The following is a 16,128-nucleotide window of genomic DNA, read 5'->3' on the forward strand; positions in this document are numbered from 1 at the left end:
TTGAATTCCCAACGGCTCAATGTTACGCACTACGAACCTGTCCGTAAACCACCTGCGAACAGGCATATTCCGCCCTGAACGCTCATCCTCTGTATCACAGGTTACGACCAGTGATGACCTGTACGACCAGGAGGTGGCTCAGGTGGCGGAGATCCGTCTGCTCACACCGACCGGTCATCTCGGCTTCACCATGCTGGAACCGGAGAGCTTCCGGCGGGGCATGGCCCGGCGCCCCGACTTCGTGGTGGCCGACTCGGGCAGTTCGGACATCGGCCCCCACCCCCTGGGGGCCGACGAGCAGTGCAGCCCCGTGGAGTGGCAGACCCATGACCTGGAGATCATGCTGGTGGCCTGCCGCCGGCAGGGGGTGCCGATGATCATCGGCAGCGCGGCCGACACCGGCACGGACCGGGGCGTCGACCGCTACGTGCAGATCCTCCGGGAGGTGGCGCGGCGCCACAACCTGCCCCCCTTCCGGCTCGCGTACATCTACGCCCAGGTGGACCCTGAGGAGATCCGGCGGCGGCTCCGGGCGGGCATCCGGTGCGAGGGGCTGGACGGCCGTCCCGACCTGACGGAAGCCGACCTGGACCGCACCGACCGCATCGTGGCCGTCATGGGGCACGAACCGGTCGTCGCCGCGCTGGAGGCCGGGGCGGAGGTGGTCATCTGCGGCCGCGCCTCCGACCCGGCCATCTTCGCCGCGCCGCTGCTCTGGAAAGGGCTGGATCCGGCCACGGCCTACTACGCCGGCAAGGTGCTGGAGTGCGCCTCGTTCTGCGCCGAGCCCTTCATGGGCAAGGAGTCGGTGCTGGGCACGGTGCGGCCCGGGGAGGTGATCGTGGAGCCCATGCACCCGGCCCAGCGGTGCACGCCGCTTTCGGTGGCCAGCCACGCGATGTACGAGCGGGCCACGCCGTTCTTCGAGCACGTGCCCGGGGGCGTGCTGGACATGCGCAGCTGCCGCTACGAGGCGGTGGACGACCGCCGCTGCCGGGTGACGGGCTTCTCCTTCCGTCCCGGGTCCGCGCCCCGGGTCAAGCTGGAGGGCGCCGGGAAGCGGGGCGAGCGCTGCCTCGCCATCGTGGGGTTCCGGGACCCCGACACGGTGGCCCGCATCGACGAGGTGCTGGCCTGGGCCCGGGAGAAGGTGGAGGCGCGCTTTGGCCGGGAAGGGTACGAGCTGCACTACCACGTGTACGGCCGCAACGGCGTGATGGGCGACCTGGAGGTGGCCGACCGGCTGGCCCACGAGCTCTGCGTCATCGTCGAGGGCGTGGCCCCCGACCGGCGGACGGCGGCGGAGCTCACCGCCATGGGCGCCCGCCAGATGTTCTACGCCCGGCTGCCCGGGGTGAAGGGCACCGCGGGGACGGCGGCGCTCATGTCGGACGAGGTGCTGTACGCCCGGCCGGCCTACGAGTGGACCATCAACCACGTCCTGCCCGTCCAGGATCCGGCGGAGCTGTTCCGGCTCCACCTGGTCACCGTTCCATAGGAGGACGGCAGCGAGCGGTCTGCGCTCCACCCATCCACAGTACCGCAGAAGGGAGGCAGTCGAGATGAAGCTCAGGGACCTGGCCAGCACCATCCGCAGCAAGAACGCGGGTCCCGACCTGATCACCTTCGACATCCTGTTCGCATCCCAGGAGGCGTACGAGCGTGCGAAGGCCTGCCCGGCGCTCTCCCGGGAGGGCATCGCCCGGCTGTTCCGCATCCCCGAGGCGCGCATCTACAGCTACGTCACCTTCGACCCGGCGCGGGCGATCAAGTTCACCCTGAAGCGGCGGCGGCCCAGCGGCAGCGCCGGCGAGCACGACCTCTTCGGCGCGCAGCAGTACGCCCCGCTCTTCGACATCGAGGTGACCTGACCATGGCCGGGGGCGCAGCCACGCACGCGCGGCCGGCGCCGCTGTGGCAGCAGGTCGTGGAGATGATCCAGCGCAACGTGGAGGAGGGCCGCTGGCCCGTCGGCCACCGCATCCCGTCGGAGCGGGAGCTGTGCCAGCAGCACGGCGTCAGCCGGACCACGGTGCGGATTGCCATCGCCGAGGCGGTGAACCGGGGCCTCCTCCACCGGGTGCACGGCAAGGGCACCTTTGTGGCGAGGCCCAAGATCCACCAGCCGCTGGTGCAGGTCACCCCCTTCGCCGCGGCCCTGCGGGCGCAGGGACTGGTCCCCCGGACCCGGCTGCTGGAGGTCATGACCCAGCCGGCTGACCCGGCCACCGCCCACATGCTGGGGATGCCCACCGGCCATGAGGTGATGCGGTTCCGGCTCCTGGGGCTGGGCAGCGGCGAGCCGATGGCCGCGTACCAGAGCACCGTGCCCGCCTCGCTGGGCGAGGCCGTGCTGGAACAGCTGGAGGCGGACGTCGACGCGGACCGCTTCCGCCTGGTGGTGGACGTGCTGGCCGAGACCTTCGGCTGGTCCCACCTGACCGCGGAGCAGACCTTTGAGGCCGCCGGGGCCTCGCCCGAAGAGGCCCGCCTGCTCGCCCTCCCCCGGGGCGCGCCGGTGCTGGTCGTCTCGTCGCTGGTCCGCAACCCTGCCGGCAGGGCCGTGGAGTTCGCCCGGGCGGTCTACCGCGCCGATCAGTACCGCTTCCACCTGACGCGCCAGATCGAGATGAACCGGGCAGGGCACCACACGTGAGGTTTCCCCCTTGAACCCGGGGCCCGACACAGCCCCGGGCGACAGACTTCCATTTCGCCCGCGGGCCAAGTGGAAGTCTGTCGCATTTCCGTCCCCGCACACGGCCCTGGCGCACCCCGACCCCTGCAGGTTTGCACGGTCATCCTCCACCGCGCCTGTCCCGAACCACTTCCGCCGGTCTGACATAGGATGCTGGAGTGACAGCTCACACGGGGGGACTTACCTATGGCCAGACCGCTTCGGGTGACGGAGGAGCCGGGCCGGACCCGCCCCGTGATCATCCGGCCGGGGTTGGCGGTGGGCGGCGGACCGCCGGTGGTGATCGCCGGGCCCTGCTCCGTGGAGACGCCCGAGCAGATCCGCACCGCCGCGCAGGCCGTGCGCCGCGCGGGCGCACGCCTTCTGCGCGGCGGCGCCTTCAAGCCGCGCACCTCCCCCTACTCCTTCCAGGGCCTGGGCGAGGAGGGGCTCCGGCTCCTGGCCTGGGCCGGGCAGCTCACCGGTCTGCCGGTGGTCACCGAAGTGATGGATCCCGCCGAAATCGACCTGGTCGCCCGGTACGCGGACGTGCTGCAGGTGGGCGCCCGGAACATGCAGAACTTCCGGCTGCTCACGGCCCTGGGCGAGACCCGCAAGCCCGTCCTGCTGAAGCGGGGCCCCGGCGCCACGCTGGAGGAGTGGCTGCACGCGGCGGAGTACGTGGCCAGCCGGGGGAATGAGGCCATCATCCTCTGCGAGCGGGGCATCCGCACGTTCGAGACGCACACGCGCTACACCCTGGACCTGGCCTCGGCGGTGGCCGCCAAGCAGCTCACCCACCTGCCGGTGATCGCGGACCCCAGCCACGCCTGCGGGCGCCGGGAGCTGGTGCCGGCCATGGCCCTGGCCGCCCTGGCGGCGGGACTGGACGGCGTGATGCTGGAGGTGCACCCCGACCCCGCCCGGGCCCTCAGCGACGGCGAACAGGCCCTGACACCCGCAGAGCTGGAGCGCTTCATGGGCGCGGCCGGCCTGGCTCCGCAGACAAACGCAGCCGACAGCCTCTGAACACGAGGCTGTCGGCTGCGTCTGGTCTCTGCCGCCTCCCCGGCTAGAGCGCGGCCATGCCGGCCCGGGCGACGTCCTCGTCCTGCTCGCAGCTGCCGCCGCTGACGCCGATGCCGCCCACCACCTCGCCGTCCTTGACGATGGGGAAGCCGCCGCCGAAGCTGATGATGCGTCCGACATCGGCAAACTGCATGCCGTAGATATCGGCCCCGGGCTGGGTGCGCTCGCCCACTTCACGGGTGCTCATGCGCAGGGCCGCTGCGGTGTAGGCCTTGCCCTGCGCTACGTTCACGCTGATCAGCAGCGAGCCGTCCATCCGCTTGAACGCCTTCAGCACGCCGCTCTCGTCAACGATGGCGATCACCATCGGCACGCCGATCTCCCGGGCCCGCGCCTCGGCCGCCGCCAGAATGCGGTCACAGTCTTTGCTGGTCAGTTTACAGGACACCGGAAACTCCTCCCATTCCGTTTTCTCTCACTTTATTTATAATTGATCCTTCTATTCGTGGAGCGCAATATCCTCCCCGCGAACGACCCGGGCGGCTCCGCCCGGCATCGCGGAAGCCGCCCCCGGCCCATCCGCGGCGTGCGGACAGGCGGAGGGCGGCTTGCGCGCCAGGCTCATTCGTATGGTGCTGCGATTTTGTGGGGGTCGAATGCGGATACGGAACAATATGTCATCTCATTCGTCTACGAAATAGGTGTCTGCGTCACCGCTGTGGTGGCCGCTACTTGTACAGCGACTTATGCCTTATGGGAGCGAATCGTGTTGCCCAAGCCTGCGCTGCGCATCGCGACCGGAAAATTGTCCGGCCTCGCGATCCTGCTCGTGATGTGGCTGCTGTCGGCAGCCGCCCCTCCGGCGGCCCCGACAGCGACCCCGACGGCGTCGGAGACCGCCGGCGAGATCCCGGCTGCATCGGCCCCGGTCCCGCCCGCCCTGACGCCCGCCCCCACCCCCCCGGCCGCTGCGGACCAGCTGCCCGACGATCGGCCGGAAGGGGCCGAAGGTGCACCCCCGGCGGAGGCCGGCGGGCGAGGCCAGGAAGCCGTGGATCTGACGCCCGACCAGGCGGCACCGGAGGCGCCCGTCCTGGCGAAGCCGCAAGCGCCCGAGCCGCATGCGGACCCGGCGGGTGACCCGGCGGAAGCCCCTGCGCCTCCGCCCCCGCTCACCGTCCCGGTGCTGCTCTATCACCACCTGGAGCCCGGCGCCGACGGCGCCAACGGCGCGATCCTCAGCACCGAGGAGTTTGCCGCCCAGATGGCCTGGCTGGCCGCCAACGGCTACCGCACCATCACCACAGCCGAGCTGCTGGACTGGCTGGAAGGCCGGCAGTCCCTGCCGGAGCGGCCGGTCATGATCACGTTCGACGACGGGTACCGCTCCAACTACACCGACGCCTTTCCGGTGCTGCAGCAGCACGGCTTCACCGGGGTCATCTTCATGGTGACCGGCTTCGCCGGCCAGACCATCGGCCGCTTTGAGTACCTGGGATGGGACGAGATGCGGGCGATGGCAGAGTCGGGCGTCATCGAGATTCAGGCCCATTCCCACGACGGCCACCGCCAGATCGGCGGGGAAGCCGCGCTGGTGGCCTGGTCGCCGGACGAGATCCTGGCCGACTGGTTCACGCTGACCGAGGCCGCGGCCAGGGCGGGCCTGCCGCCGGTCACCGCTTACGCCTACCCCTTCGGCGCCCACGACGAGGAGGCCGTGGAGACTCTGCGGGCCGCCGGGGTGCGGCTCGGCTTCACCGTCGCCCCCGGCCGCGTGGCCCGGGGGGACGACCCGATGCGGCTCAGCCGCCTAGTGGTCTACCCGGCGATGGGTGAGTGCGGGTTCGCCCGGCTGGTCACCGGCCGCACCGTGTGCGACTGACCGCTTACCGCTCGCAGCCGCAGCCCTGGCCGCCGGCCGCGCGGGGCAGCCGCTCCGCCGCCGTCACCTGGCGCAGGGCCGCCACCACGGCCGGGTCCAGCCGGCCGGCGAAGGCTTCCTCCTCCAGGATGCGGAGCGCCTCCTCACGGCGCATGGCCGGCCGGTACGGACGGTGGCTGATCAGGGCATCGTAGACGTCGGCCACGGCGACGATGCGCACGGCCGGCGAAACATCCTCGCCCCGCAGTCCGTCGGGGTAACCGCTGCCGTCCAGCCGCTCGTGGTGGTGGCGGACGATGTCCACGACCTCCGGCGCAGCCTCGGGCACCACGTGGTGCAGCAAGGCTTCTCCGGCGGCCGGGTGCACCTCCACCTGCCGCCGCTCCTCCGGCAGCAGCTTCCCCGGCTTGCGCAGCACCTCGGCCGGAATCACGCCCTTGCCGAGGTCGTGCAGCAGTCCGCCGATGTACAGCGTGCGGGCCATCTCCCGCGAAAGACCCAGCCACTCGCCCAGCGCGGCGCTCAGGGTGGCGACCCGGGCGCTGTGGGCCAGGGTCTCCGGGTCAACGTGGCCGCGCAGGCGGCGCTTCAGGGTCGTGAGCTGTTCTCGCATGAATCCGCCTCCGTGTCGAACGTCAGAACGCTGGTCCTGCTCCAGCCTACCCGTTGGGCCAGCTGTCCGGCGTCCGACCGGAGGATGATCATCAGATGTATTCTGTATAAGCGTATACAACTTTGGATGTATCATATCTGAACAGGCCCGGACGGTGTCCGGGCCCGTTCACTTCAGATCGGCTTCCTCTTGCACCTTCAGCATGAAGACCGCCGCCTTGGTGCGGTCCGGCAGCCCCAGCTTCTGCAGGATGCGGCTCACATGGGTCTTGACGGTCGCCTCGCTCAGGAAGAGGCGTGCGGCGATCTCCCGGTTGCTGAGGCCCTGCGCCACGTGGGCCAGCACCTCCTGCTCCCGCTGGGTCAGAAGGGTGAGGTCAGGCTGCAGCGGAACATCCGGTGATGCCATCCGCTCTGGCGGCGGCGCCTGAGGCGCCGGTGACGCGGCCGCAGGCGGCCGGTGCCCGCGGTCCGCATCCCCGCCCGGTGCGGTGCCGGATGCCGGCGGCACGAAGGGCATGGTGCTCCAGAACTGGCTCTCCAGGGCGGCGACGACCAGCGGATCAAACCGTTCGCCCTTGCCCGCCCGCACCCGCTCCAGGGCCGCCGCGGGGGAGGCGGGGCCCTCGGGCCCGGCGGCTTCCAGGGCCTGGGTGAACGCCCGGACCACCGCCAGGATGCGGGCACCCAGGGGAATCTCGCTGCCGTGCAGTCCCAGCGGCCCTTCGCCGTCCCAGCGCTCGTCCAGGGTCTCCAGCACCCGGCGCACCCGCCGCAGCCGCGGCGACTCGGCGCCGGCGAGGAGCCCCCCCGGGGGATGGCCGCCCTCCGCGTGCGCCAGCAGGGCAGCCAGATACAGGTCGCGCACCTCCTGTTCCGACAGCCCCATGTTCGCGGCGAGCGCCGTCGCGTAGGCGCCGCAGGTGCGGATCGGCACCGCCCGCCGGCCTTCCCGGCTCTCCAGCACGGCCACGAGGGCTTCCACGGTATCCTGCTGGGCGGCCTCCACCTCTGCCATCCAGCGGCTGTTCTCCAGGGCGACGCCGGCCAGGCTGGCCCAGGTCGCCAGCGGCGAGCGCTCGGACGCATCCAGCGGGCTGGCCGCGCGCGTGCCGGCCACCAGGTAGCCCAGCAGCCGCTGGCTGCCCGGCACCCGGTGCATCACGACGGAGACGAACCCCAGGGTGCGGAAGCGCTCCGCGTCAGGCGGCTCATCGGCGGAGAAGGCCAGCTCCGCCGCCACGTGCGCGGTCAGCCCCCGGGCCGCCCGGACGCGCAGGTCGCCCCGGCCGTCGTACATCAGCAGGCAGCAGAGGTCCAGGCGGAACAGGCTCACCGCCGCGTCGATGATCAGCGTGAGCACCGCCTCGGGGTCGAACTCTGTGGTCAGCAGCCGGGTGACCTGCCCGAGGGCCAGCAGCTGCCGCACCTGCTCCTCGGCCGACTCCTGCAGCCGTTCCTTCTCCAGGGCCAGGCCCAGCATGCCCGCCACCGCCTGCAGCCCGGCCAGATCCGACCCGGCGGCCGCTTCGGGCCCGGGCTGCACCACGCCCAGCAGCGCGAGGATCCCGCCGCTGCCCATGACGGGCAGGACCGTCAGGGTGCCCGCGGACAGTCCCCAGCGCCTGAGCGGCGCCGCGCGGGGGTCTGCGGCCAGGTCCAGCGTCACCGCCGGCTGACCCGCCTGCAGCAGCAGTTGGGGGAACATGAGCAGATGGCCCGGGGCCTGTGCCCGGATCGCCGGCGCATGCGGCCCCTCCGCCGCCAGCAGGGTGGCGGATGATCCTCCCCCGGAGGCCAGGACGAAGGCGCTGGCGACCGGACCCGGGCGGGCGGCCTCGGCGGCCGCTCCGGCTGCGTCGCGGGCATCGCGGATCTCACGCAGGCGGGCGGCCAGCCCGGCCAGCCGTGCGGTCCAGTCCCGGTCGTATCCCGCAGCCACGCCGGATCACCTCGCCGACGGAGATTCGTCCCAGGCCGCGGCCACGTACGGCCTGCAGTACCGGTAAAGGCGCCCTCTGCGCTCCAGGATCCGCAACTCCACCAGCTGCCCGAGCACCGGCTCCACCAGGGTCTCGGGACGGCCCAGGCGGAGCGCCAGGCTCTCCAGCGTCTCCCGCGCGAAGGGGTTGCGCTGGAAGTACAGTGTGGCCTCCAGCCGGATGGCCGTCAGGTCCGCTGTCATGTGCGCACCCCCTCTACCAGAGCAAGAGATACGGCGGCGTGTCGGTGTACTCGATGACCATCGGCTCCGATACGCGGCCGTTGGGCGCCTTCTGCACCTGCAGGTACTGGTACCGGCCGTCGAACCAGGTCCGCAGGATGCCCTCCGCGTTGCGCTGGACGAAGGCCGACATCGCCGGCCCCATCTCCTCGAAGTTGCAAATGCCGAGGATGGTGTCGCCCCGGTACCGGGCGTACGCGATGGCCTCGGCCCAGCCCTTCACCACGGCGTCCTGCTTCAGGGTGTGCATCGCCGTGTTCAGATCCAGCGACCAGAGCCAGTGCCTCGGGCCGTCGGGGGCGCCGATCCCGTGGGCCAGGGCGGTCTGGCTTCCCGGCTCCACGAAGAGGTCGAACTCGTTGGAGACACGGATGATGTAGGGCTCGAGCTCGGGCGGCACCGGCCGGCCCACCTGCTCCACGTACCGCCATCGCCCCTCCGCGCCCAGACGGGCGGCGTCGAAGCCGTAGAGGCCCAGCACCATCGCCACCACGGCCGGCGGGCGCACGGCGGACCGCGCGGCCACGTAACCATCCCCCTGCTGCAGGTGCGCGGCGGCGATCGCGCCGAGCAGGTAGCGGTAGTTGCACTTGCTGTTGACGTTGAGGGCAAAGGTGCTCCCCCGGGGGATGCCGCCGCCCAGGCACTCGTCCAGCCGATCCAGCCCGGTGGGCACCACCTGGCCCACCGTGAGGTCGGGCACCCGGTCCAGCGCGGGCAGCACCCGGATCCCCTGCCGGACGATGACGAAGACGTGTTTCCCGGACCGGAAGGGCGACCCCCGGTGCTTGCGGACCTCCAGGTGGCGGAGCCGGTTCACCTCGAAGTCGTCGTAGGTCAGGTGCAGGACGGTGTCGACCATGTACTCGGCCATGGACGGCCCCTCCGCCGGCGCCCCTTCCTCGATGAGGAGCGTCGTGAGCCCCAGCCTGTGCAGGGCGTTCCGCAGGAGGTAGAGCGTGCGCCGGCTGTCGCCGCGCCCGGAGAGCGCCAGCTCCAGGAGCGTCACGCTGTCCACCGCGACCCGCCGCAAGCCGATGTCACGCCTGAGCTCCTCCAGCAGCCCGCCCGGCTCCAGGGCCTCCTCGAGGAAGGCGCCGGGCTCCATGGTGATCACCTGGAGTTTCCCCGCCTGCTCCAGCGCGGGCAGGTCGAACCCCAGCTCCCCCGCGTCGCGGTAGATCTGCTCGGGGAACTCTTCGAAGGAGAAGTAGGCACCCCCCTCGCCCCGGCGGGCGCCCTCGCACAGGAACTGGATCGCCAGCGTGGTCTTGCCCGTGCCCGGCGCGCCCCGCACCAGGACGCTGCTGCCCGGGAACAGGCCGCCGCCGAGCACGCTGTCGAGGCCGTCGATGCCGGTGGACAGTCTGGCGTGCAGATCGCTCACGGCTCTCCCCACCATTCTTGTACCTTTGTCGACGATGCAAATTTCGGCGCTGAACAGTTAAATCCTTCGGCCAATTGAGCGGATGGTGTCGCGGATTGCTGCGCCGGCCCCGCGCCCGCGCCATATGGAGCCGTCCGAACTGCGCACCCCGGGTCCCCGGCCGGGCGTCCGGCAAACGGAGCAGCCCGGCTGCGAGACAGGCAGCCGGGCCGTTGTGCCCCCATGCGGGCGTCCTCATGTGCGGTCGCAACCTGCGCCTACTCCTTCACCAGCTGGAGCCGCACCCCCAGGGTGTGGGCGGGGTCCACCAGGACGGTGCCGTTCGGCAGCCGGCTGACGGCCACCCCGCGGGCTTCGAGCTGATCCGCCGTGCGGGCGACGTCGGGCACGGTGACGCTGATGCTGTGCACGCCGTACCCCCGCTCGGCCACGAAGGGCGCCACCGGACTGTCGGCGCGCTGGGGGGCGATCACCTCGATCATCCCTTGCTTCAGCGGAATGAAGACCCGGTCAGCCTGGCGACGCACGCAGACCGAGGGGCCGCCCTCCGGCACGAGGCCGTAGCCGTCCCGGAAGTAGGCCACCCCCTCCTCCAGGGTGGGGAAGGCGAATGAGAGCCGGCTGATCCGGCCGTACTGCAGCGGGTGGGGCTGCAGCTCCTCGTCGCCCGCGAGCTTCTGCCGCTTCTCCTCCCCCTCGCTGTCGTGCTGGATGATGAACGGGTTGACGGCCCGTCCGCCCGCCACCCGGAACGCCCGCCAGGACCGGCGCCGCCCGCCGGGGGTGACCAGGGTCCCGTCCCACGGCTCCTCCGGACGCAAGGCGGTGACGCCCTCCCCGGCGCGCCTCCGGAAGGCCGCGAGGTCGGCCTCCAGGTCGTCGCTCGCCAGGGCGAAGTTGTAGAGCCCCGGCCCGAACCGGTCCAGGTGCTCCACCAGATCCGGCCAGGCCTCGTTCCGGTCACGCACACCGATCAGCTCCAGATACTCCGGATCCAGCACCGCCAGCCGGTTGGCGGTGCCCCGGCCGGGGTGCTCCCCGCCCCCGGTGATGAAGAATCCCAGGTTGCGGTACACCCTCGCCGCCTCATCCAGGTCGTTCACGGCGATCAAGACGTGATCGATGTGGGTAATCGCCATTTCCGCATTCCCCTCCCGATGCCGTGGTTGATACAAGCCCCCGCCAGGAAGCTCCGCCTCGTGGCCGGCCATGACCTGCTCGCGCCCTTCTGCAGCGGCAGTCGGTTGGGCCAGGGCGGTGGGGGCCAATTGGGCAGGTCGCAGGCACGGTCCGGGCGGAATCTGCCGGTTCCTTCGGGGCGCGAAGGTATAGTTCGCCCGGAACCTGCGGCCAGAGCCTTTCTGCGGAAAACCCGCAGCGGGTGGCGGCCCCGTCCGAGGGGAGGGCCAGGGTCTGCCCGGATCACGCCTGCCGGAGCCAGGCGGAGACTGCCTCGATCTCCTCCGCCAGTTCGGCAGCGACCGCATCGGTGACGGGGGCAAACAGTTCCGGAAGGACCCGGTGCCCCTGGTTCCTCCAGGTCCCGATGACGCGGCCCCCCTTCACGATGACGGCGGCGACGTCGGCGGCCGCACGGAAAACCGCCTTGTAATGTGCTTCGTCGAGGTAGAACTTCTCCGCGTGCGCCAGCAGATAGGGGTCAAACTTGGGGAGAAGCCGGACGCCCAGCGCATCGTCGGAGGAGAGGTCGTGTCCGGCCACCTGCACCGGCGAATCGGCCGGCCGGTACCCCTCCTGGTCCCGCACCGGCTCCTGATCCCGCACCAGCCAGCCGTCCTGCTCAGCCACCCGTCCGCCAAGGCGGGCCAGGGCCTCCCGGGCCCGCTTCACCGTGACGCCGCTCCAGTGGACGAAGTCGTGAATCCGGGCGGGGCTGTACGCCGTGAGGTACCGCTCCAGGAGGGCGGCGAGGGCGTCGTCAGGCTCCATGTCGGCAACCGGCAGGTCCAGCCAGTCGGCCGTTCGTACGAAGCGCACCTCCCCGTCCAGCTCGGGGCCGTAGACGACCTCGCCGGCGTACGCCAGGTCCTTCAGCACGCCGCCCCAGGAGGAGAACAGATAGGTCAGCCACTCCTCCCGGCAGCCGAGGATGTCCTGCACGCCGGCCAGGAGCTCCGCACGGGTGGCCGGCCCCCGCGCGAGGACCTGCAGGCAGGCATCCGCCGCGTCCGTCCGCTGCTGCCGGGTGACGTGCTTGTCCAGATACTTGCTCCACCGGGACTCCCACTCGGGGCGGAGGGCCCGCCAGAGCAGCGGCAGTTCCTCTGCGGCCACGACGTGCAGCGTTCCCCGCACCGTCCACGTCCGCACCAGGCGGCGCGACACTTCCAGCTCCCGCCGCACATCCTCCGGCCCGATGCCGCTGAGCCGTGCCCGTGCCGCAAGCCCGGGCGTGGTCCGAAGCTGGCTCTGGATCCCGACCAGGTGGCGGGCCAGCGCCACCACGCCGCCGTTCCGCCGTTTCCGCCCGAGCCACTGGTTGCGGGCGTAGCGCGCACAACGCTCTGCCAGGGTTCCGCTCATCTCCGGCTCCATGGGGGCTCCGCTCACGTCCAGCCCCGCCAGAGATCCGCTCACATCCGACCCCGCCGGGGCTCCGCTCACGTCCGGTCCAGCCGGCGCTCCGGTCGTCGCCACTCCCGGCGCAGCTCCGTTCTTCCCACGTCCTCCCGTCGCCCCGCTCATCCCTGACCGAACCTCCCCAGGTTTTCGCCCAGACCGGCTCGCGCCTGGCGCGGCGCCGAATACAAGAAGTCCCCTGCCCGGCCGGCAAGGGACTCTCCAGTTCCCACCAAGCGCTATGAGCTGCAGCAACCGTGCCTCAACCAGTAGCAAAGCTGGGCCCCCAAGGGTCCCGCCCTCGTGATCATAGCTTACCATACGGATTCATTTACAGTCTAGTTTTGTTCGGAAGATTTCTGTACCCTCTCCCTGCGAAGCCTGCAAGCGAGGCGTACAGGACGGCGTCCACCGCACCCGTCCGGGAACCGCGTGGCCCGGGTCTGTTCCGCAACCGGTCGTCCCTCGCGGCGATCTGCGGCCTGTCCGTGTCCCAGTTCGGCACCGCGCTCTCGCCCTACACCGTCGCCGGCGGCGCGGGAGCGCTCGTGATGGCCCTGGCGCTCTGGGGGCTTGCGCACCCCGGGCTGCGGGACGTTGCGTGGTGGGGGCTGGCATCTGGTTTGGGAGGCGGATCCTCCGCTTGCCAGCGCGGACTATCTGTGTTAACTCAGAAATAACACAGGGCTGACCCAACCGTCACCCGCGGCGACTGCCGACTCAGCCGAAATCGGTGGGTCGGGACTGACCACGACCTGACAGCAGACATGGAGGCGGGAACGTTGCCCTTCAAGTGTGTGGCCTTTGATATCGACGGCACCCTGATCGACACCGCGCGGCCCATCGTCGCCTCGTTCCGACAGGCCCTGCTGGAGGAAACGGGCCGCGCCTACAAGGAGGAGGAGCTGCACTGGATCCTGGGGATTCCGGGCCCGGCAGCGCTGGAGCGGCTGGGCGTTCAGGATGTAGAGGCGGTCCTCCGCAGGTGGGACACGTACGCAGGCCAGTATGATTATCGCGACAGCATCTTCCCGGGGATCGTGGAACTCCTGGCCGACCTGAGGGACGCGGGCGTGACCCTGGGTCTGGTGACCTCCAGGACCCGGGCCGAGTTCGACCGCGACTTCGTCCCCCTCGGGCTGATGGAGCACTTCCGTGCGGCGGTCTGCGCGGACGACGTCGAACGGCCCAAGCCGAACCCCGACCCGCTCCTGAAGCTCATGGCCGACACCGGGTTCGGGCCCGGCGAGGTGCTGTACGTGGGCGACACCCTCTACGACAGCCAGTGCGCCCGGGCGGCGGGGGTCCCCTTCGCTCTGGCCCTGTGGGGTGCGCTGGATCCGACGCTTCCCTGTGACTACCCGGTGGCGCACCCGGCCGACCTCCTGCACCTCGCCACCGGAGCCCGCCGGTGGTGAACCGGCCTTTGGCGCCCCGACGGCAAGCGCCTCCACCCGCGATGGGTGGAGGCGCTTCTGTCCAAACAGGCCGGAGATCTGCAGCAGCGGACCAGCGCTCTACGACCGCCGCAGTGTGACCTCGAAGAGACCAGGCTCCCCAGCTCGCGGCTGCTGAACCCCATCTGCCGGAACTCGGCCAGCCGCTTCAGATTTTCCACGGATGCCGCGCGGTCTACCAGCACGACGAGGTCACCCGAAACATGGTTCAGGGCCTGCTTCACCTGATGCATGGCGTCGGGCACGTCAAGGCCTCTCTTGGGGGCCTTGGGCTGGCCCCGGGTGTCCAGCCGGTTGCCCATCAGGTTGAGCTTCGGGCGGTACTCCTGCTGCAGCAGGGCCTCCGCGGCGGAGAACTCTTCATCGGTGAGATCTGCACGGCCGAAGAGCACGCAGTGGCAGGTGCCGTGCTCGGCGATGTCGGCCTCGGCAAAGGCGCAGGGGCAGACCAGCTTGCGGTCGAGCGCGGGATCTCCCGACGGCTCGAAGCACGGGCAATACTGCTTTTCGTAGAGATCTCGGTTCTTCTCGATCCAGATCTTCAGGTTCGTGTAGAACATCTTGTGCGGGTTGACACGTAGCCCCTTGGCTGCGGCGTACTTGTGAATCCACTGGTCGTCCTTCTTCAGGCGTTCCCGGTAGCGCCAGAATCCCTTGAAGAAGTCCCTGTACATCTTCAGCGTCGCACCCAATGAACTCACCGATGTCCACCTCCCCGTATGACAACCATGCCCTCTAATTCTGATACCCACACGGGTATGTGCCAAGGGCACGGGGCAAGGACCTGACCAACGGGGAAGTGAACACCGCCGAACGGACGGTGCGAGGCTGTCTCCTAAGTCCAGGTCGCTGATCGGCTGCGCGCCGCATGTGCGCCGGCCGCCTGGTTGCAGCTGGGCCTTGGCGCTTCCGTCCAACAGAAAAACCCGCACAGCCCTAAGGCCATGCGGGTTCCTGGTGAGAGTCCGGCTATACCCCTGGTTCTGTCCGCCCGCCTGCCGGCGGGCGTGATGATCATTTATCTCACGGCCCGACCAGACCGTGGTCCCGGATTACTCCTGGGACTGCGTCCTACCCGCGCTCAAAGGCGCCTACTTGGACTTGCACCGTGGCGGAGATTGCCCGTGCCACTCCCCCGTCGCCGGGGGACCTGCGTCTCTCTAGCTCGTTACAGGTACAAGCGACTCGCACGCAGGCGAGACCGCCTTCCCCATCGTCGGCTCGCGCCGCCAGAGCTTGCGCTCTGCGCCAACTTTCTTCCGGCTACGGGCCCTCAGGCGTCTGCCGTGAGGCAGACTCGGACTTCACCGGAAGCGGTGCCAGGAAGTTCCTCACCGGGCCATCCGGGTACGTGCGGCATCCGCCTCCCCATCTGCCCGGCGCGATCATCCACCGAACTCTCACGATTAGGAAACTGTGGTCGGAAAACCTGGAGTGTCATTGTAACAGAAAACGCATGCGCCGTCCACCGGAAAAGGCTGGACGGCGCAGCATGGTGCGAGAGCCGAGATTCGAACTCGGGACCTCACGGTTATCAGCCGTGTGCTCTGCCGACTGAGCTACCCTCGCACAATGCGGCCGCTTCCACATGCGGAAGCGGCCGGAACATGGAGCTGATGACCGGGCTCGAACCGGTGACCTCGTCCTTACCAAGGACGTGCTCTACCTCCTGAGCTACATCAGCATACACGTGGTGGACCGCGTAGGACTCGAACCTACAACCTGCCGATTAAGAGTCGGATGCTCTACCAATTGAGCTAGCGGTCCATGCTGCGTCGCCTTGCCGTATTTCGTTCGCAGAACGCATCGTTATTCTATCCGGTCGACAGCCTCCTGTCAACACCCCTGACCGCTTCAACCGCAGCACGGGAACGGAAGCAGTACGGCGCAAGCTGCGCCAACATGGCGTAGCAGGCCCGGATCGCTTCCTCCAAGTTCCAGTGCACCTGTGCACGGTACAGGTACGGATCCATCTCGCTCTCGTGCCCCAGCCAGACCCGGCTCCGATACGCCACCTTCCGCCGGAAGCCGCTCACGGGCTCGGCCATCACCATGAGCTGCGCCTGATACCCATCCGGCAGATCCAGGAACTCATCGAACACCTTGCCCTCGTCCACCGGCCGCTCCCTCCAGGTCGTGTCACTTATCCCTACGAAGCGGGCGCGGGCAAAGTTCACATTAGAGCGAAATAAGTACAGCGACTTTCATCTCTGGAGCATTCCGGTGCTTGTCCCCTAACAATGGATACCCTTATAATGGTGTTATCGTAAACGATGAGGGGGA

15 protein-coding genes and 3 tRNA genes are annotated in these 16,128 nt (G+C 69.7%); 6 read left to right on the forward strand and 12 right to left on the reverse strand.

Features of this window, described 5'->3' with window-relative positions; translation table 11 throughout:
- Window positions 1-142: 142 nt before the first annotated feature.
- From ACZ5UM_RS16870 to aroF, 4 genes are all read left to right on the forward strand, one after another.
- Window positions 143-1,498, forward strand: a complete 1,356-nt coding sequence (locus ACZ5UM_RS16870) for an acyclic terpene utilization AtuA family protein (RefSeq protein ID WP_464845652.1) — start codon at window positions 143-145, stop codon at window positions 1,496-1,498.
- 64 nt (window positions 1,499-1,562) lie between these two features.
- Window positions 1,563-1,871: a DUF4387 domain-containing protein gene (locus tag ACZ5UM_RS16875; protein WP_464845655.1), complete on the forward strand. Its 309-nt coding sequence runs from the start codon at window positions 1,563-1,565 to the stop codon at window positions 1,869-1,871.
- Between the two features lie 2 nt (window positions 1,872-1,873).
- On the forward strand, window positions 1,874-2,656 hold the full coding sequence (locus ACZ5UM_RS16880; protein WP_464845658.1) for a GntR family transcriptional regulator: 783 nt from the start codon (window positions 1,874-1,876) through the stop codon (window positions 2,654-2,656).
- 225 nt (window positions 2,657-2,881) lie between these two features.
- Window positions 2,882-3,703, forward strand: a complete 822-nt coding sequence (aroF, locus tag ACZ5UM_RS16885; protein ID WP_464845659.1) for a 3-deoxy-7-phosphoheptulonate synthase — start codon at window positions 2,882-2,884, stop codon at window positions 3,701-3,703.
- Window positions 3,704-3,746: 43 nt separating this feature from the next.
- Here the strand turns inward: aroF and ACZ5UM_RS16890 are convergent, their stop codons facing one another.
- Window positions 3,747-4,151: a GlcG/HbpS family heme-binding protein gene (locus ACZ5UM_RS16890; protein ID WP_464845660.1), complete on the reverse strand. Its 405-nt coding sequence runs from the start codon at window positions 4,149-4,151 to the stop codon at window positions 3,747-3,749.
- A 321-nt stretch (window positions 4,152-4,472) separates the two neighbouring features.
- Here ACZ5UM_RS16890 and ACZ5UM_RS16895 point away from each other — a divergent pair, with 321 nt between their 5' ends.
- A complete protein-coding gene (locus ACZ5UM_RS16895) occupies window positions 4,473-5,585 on the forward strand; it encodes a polysaccharide deacetylase family protein (protein WP_464845661.1) in 1,113 nt (370 codons plus the stop codon).
- 4 nt (window positions 5,586-5,589) lie between these two features.
- Here the strand turns inward: ACZ5UM_RS16895 and ACZ5UM_RS16900 are convergent, their stop codons facing one another.
- The 6 genes from ACZ5UM_RS16900 to ACZ5UM_RS16925 all read right to left on the reverse strand — a co-directional run bounded on the left by ACZ5UM_RS16900 (window position 5,590) and on the right by ACZ5UM_RS16925 (window position 12,406).
- Window positions 5,590-6,198: an HD-GYP domain-containing protein gene (locus ACZ5UM_RS16900; protein ID WP_464845663.1), complete on the reverse strand. Its 609-nt coding sequence runs from the start codon at window positions 6,196-6,198 to the stop codon at window positions 5,590-5,592.
- A gap of 168 nt (window positions 6,199-6,366) precedes the next feature.
- Complete coding sequence (locus tag ACZ5UM_RS16905) at window positions 6,367-8,139, reverse strand: LuxR C-terminal-related transcriptional regulator (protein ID WP_464845665.1); 1,773 nt, start codon at window positions 8,137-8,139, stop codon at window positions 6,367-6,369.
- A 6-nt stretch (window positions 8,140-8,145) separates the two neighbouring features.
- Window positions 8,146-8,382, reverse strand: a complete 237-nt coding sequence (locus ACZ5UM_RS16910; RefSeq protein ID WP_464845667.1) for a hypothetical protein — start codon at window positions 8,380-8,382, stop codon at window positions 8,146-8,148.
- Between the two features lie 13 nt (window positions 8,383-8,395).
- Complete coding sequence (locus ACZ5UM_RS16915) at window positions 8,396-9,808, reverse strand: DUF7125 family protein (RefSeq protein ID WP_464845670.1); 1,413 nt, start codon at window positions 9,806-9,808, stop codon at window positions 8,396-8,398.
- A 257-nt stretch (window positions 9,809-10,065) separates the two neighbouring features.
- Entirely contained in the window at window positions 10,066-10,947 is an 882-nt protein-coding gene (locus ACZ5UM_RS16920; protein WP_464845671.1) for a VOC family protein, read from the reverse strand.
- A 283-nt stretch (window positions 10,948-11,230) separates the two neighbouring features.
- On the reverse strand, window positions 11,231-12,406 hold the full coding sequence (locus ACZ5UM_RS16925) for a DNA glycosylase AlkZ-like family protein (RefSeq protein ID WP_464845672.1): 1,176 nt from the start codon (window positions 12,404-12,406) through the stop codon (window positions 11,231-11,233).
- Between the two features lie 764 nt (window positions 12,407-13,170).
- Here ACZ5UM_RS16925 and ACZ5UM_RS16930 point away from each other — a divergent pair.
- Window positions 13,171-13,806, forward strand: coding sequence for an HAD family hydrolase (locus ACZ5UM_RS16930; RefSeq protein WP_464845675.1), 636 nt, complete (start codon window positions 13,171-13,173; stop codon window positions 13,804-13,806).
- Here the strand turns inward: ACZ5UM_RS16930 and ACZ5UM_RS16935 are convergent.
- The 5 genes from ACZ5UM_RS16935 to ACZ5UM_RS16955 all read right to left on the reverse strand — a co-directional run bounded on the left by ACZ5UM_RS16935 (window position 13,746) and on the right by ACZ5UM_RS16955 (window position 15,962).
- Entirely contained in the window at window positions 13,746-14,546 is an 801-nt protein-coding gene (locus tag ACZ5UM_RS16935; RefSeq protein WP_464845678.1) for a ferredoxin-thioredoxin reductase catalytic domain-containing protein, read from the reverse strand. The two genes, ACZ5UM_RS16930 and ACZ5UM_RS16935, sit on opposite strands and share 61 nt — an antisense overlap.
- 792 nt (window positions 14,547-15,338) lie before the next feature.
- Window positions 15,339-15,414, reverse strand: a tRNA-Ile gene (locus ACZ5UM_RS16940).
- A gap of 39 nt (window positions 15,415-15,453) precedes the next feature.
- A tRNA-Thr gene (locus ACZ5UM_RS16945) sits at window positions 15,454-15,529 on the reverse strand.
- Between the two features lie 7 nt (window positions 15,530-15,536).
- A tRNA-Lys gene (locus tag ACZ5UM_RS16950) sits at window positions 15,537-15,612 on the reverse strand.
- Window positions 15,613-15,659: 47 nt separating this feature from the next.
- Window positions 15,660-15,962 (reverse strand): hypothetical protein, encoded by a 303-nt coding sequence (locus ACZ5UM_RS16955; RefSeq protein ID WP_464845679.1) that lies wholly within the window; start codon window positions 15,960-15,962, stop codon window positions 15,660-15,662.
- Window positions 15,963-16,128 lie beyond the last annotated feature (166 nt).

It is taken from the genome of Symbiobacterium ostreiconchae, assembly GCF_055396975.1.

Bases quoted from the DNA above. Each gene is read 5' to 3' on its own strand.
- ACZ5UM_RS16875 (WP_464845655.1), top strand. From the start codon at position 1,563: ATGAAGCTCAGGGACCTGGCCAGCACCATCCGCAGCAAGAACGCGGGT.
- ACZ5UM_RS16880 (WP_464845658.1), top strand. From the start codon at position 1,874: ATGGCCGGGGGCGCAGCCACGCACGCGCGGCCGGCGCCGCTGTGGCAG.
- aroF (WP_464845659.1), top strand. From the start codon at position 2,882: ATGGCCAGACCGCTTCGGGTGACGGAGGAGCCGGGCCGGACCCGCCCC.
- ACZ5UM_RS16900 (WP_464845663.1), bottom strand. From the start codon at position 6,198: ATGCGAGAACAGCTCACGACCCTGAAGCGCCGCCTGCGCGGCCACGTT.
- ACZ5UM_RS16910 (WP_464845667.1), bottom strand. From the start codon at position 8,382: ATGACAGCGGACCTGACGGCCATCCGGCTGGAGGCCACACTGTACTTC.
- ACZ5UM_RS16920 (WP_464845671.1), bottom strand. From the start codon at position 10,947: ATGGCGATTACCCACATCGATCACGTCTTGATCGCCGTGAACGACCTG.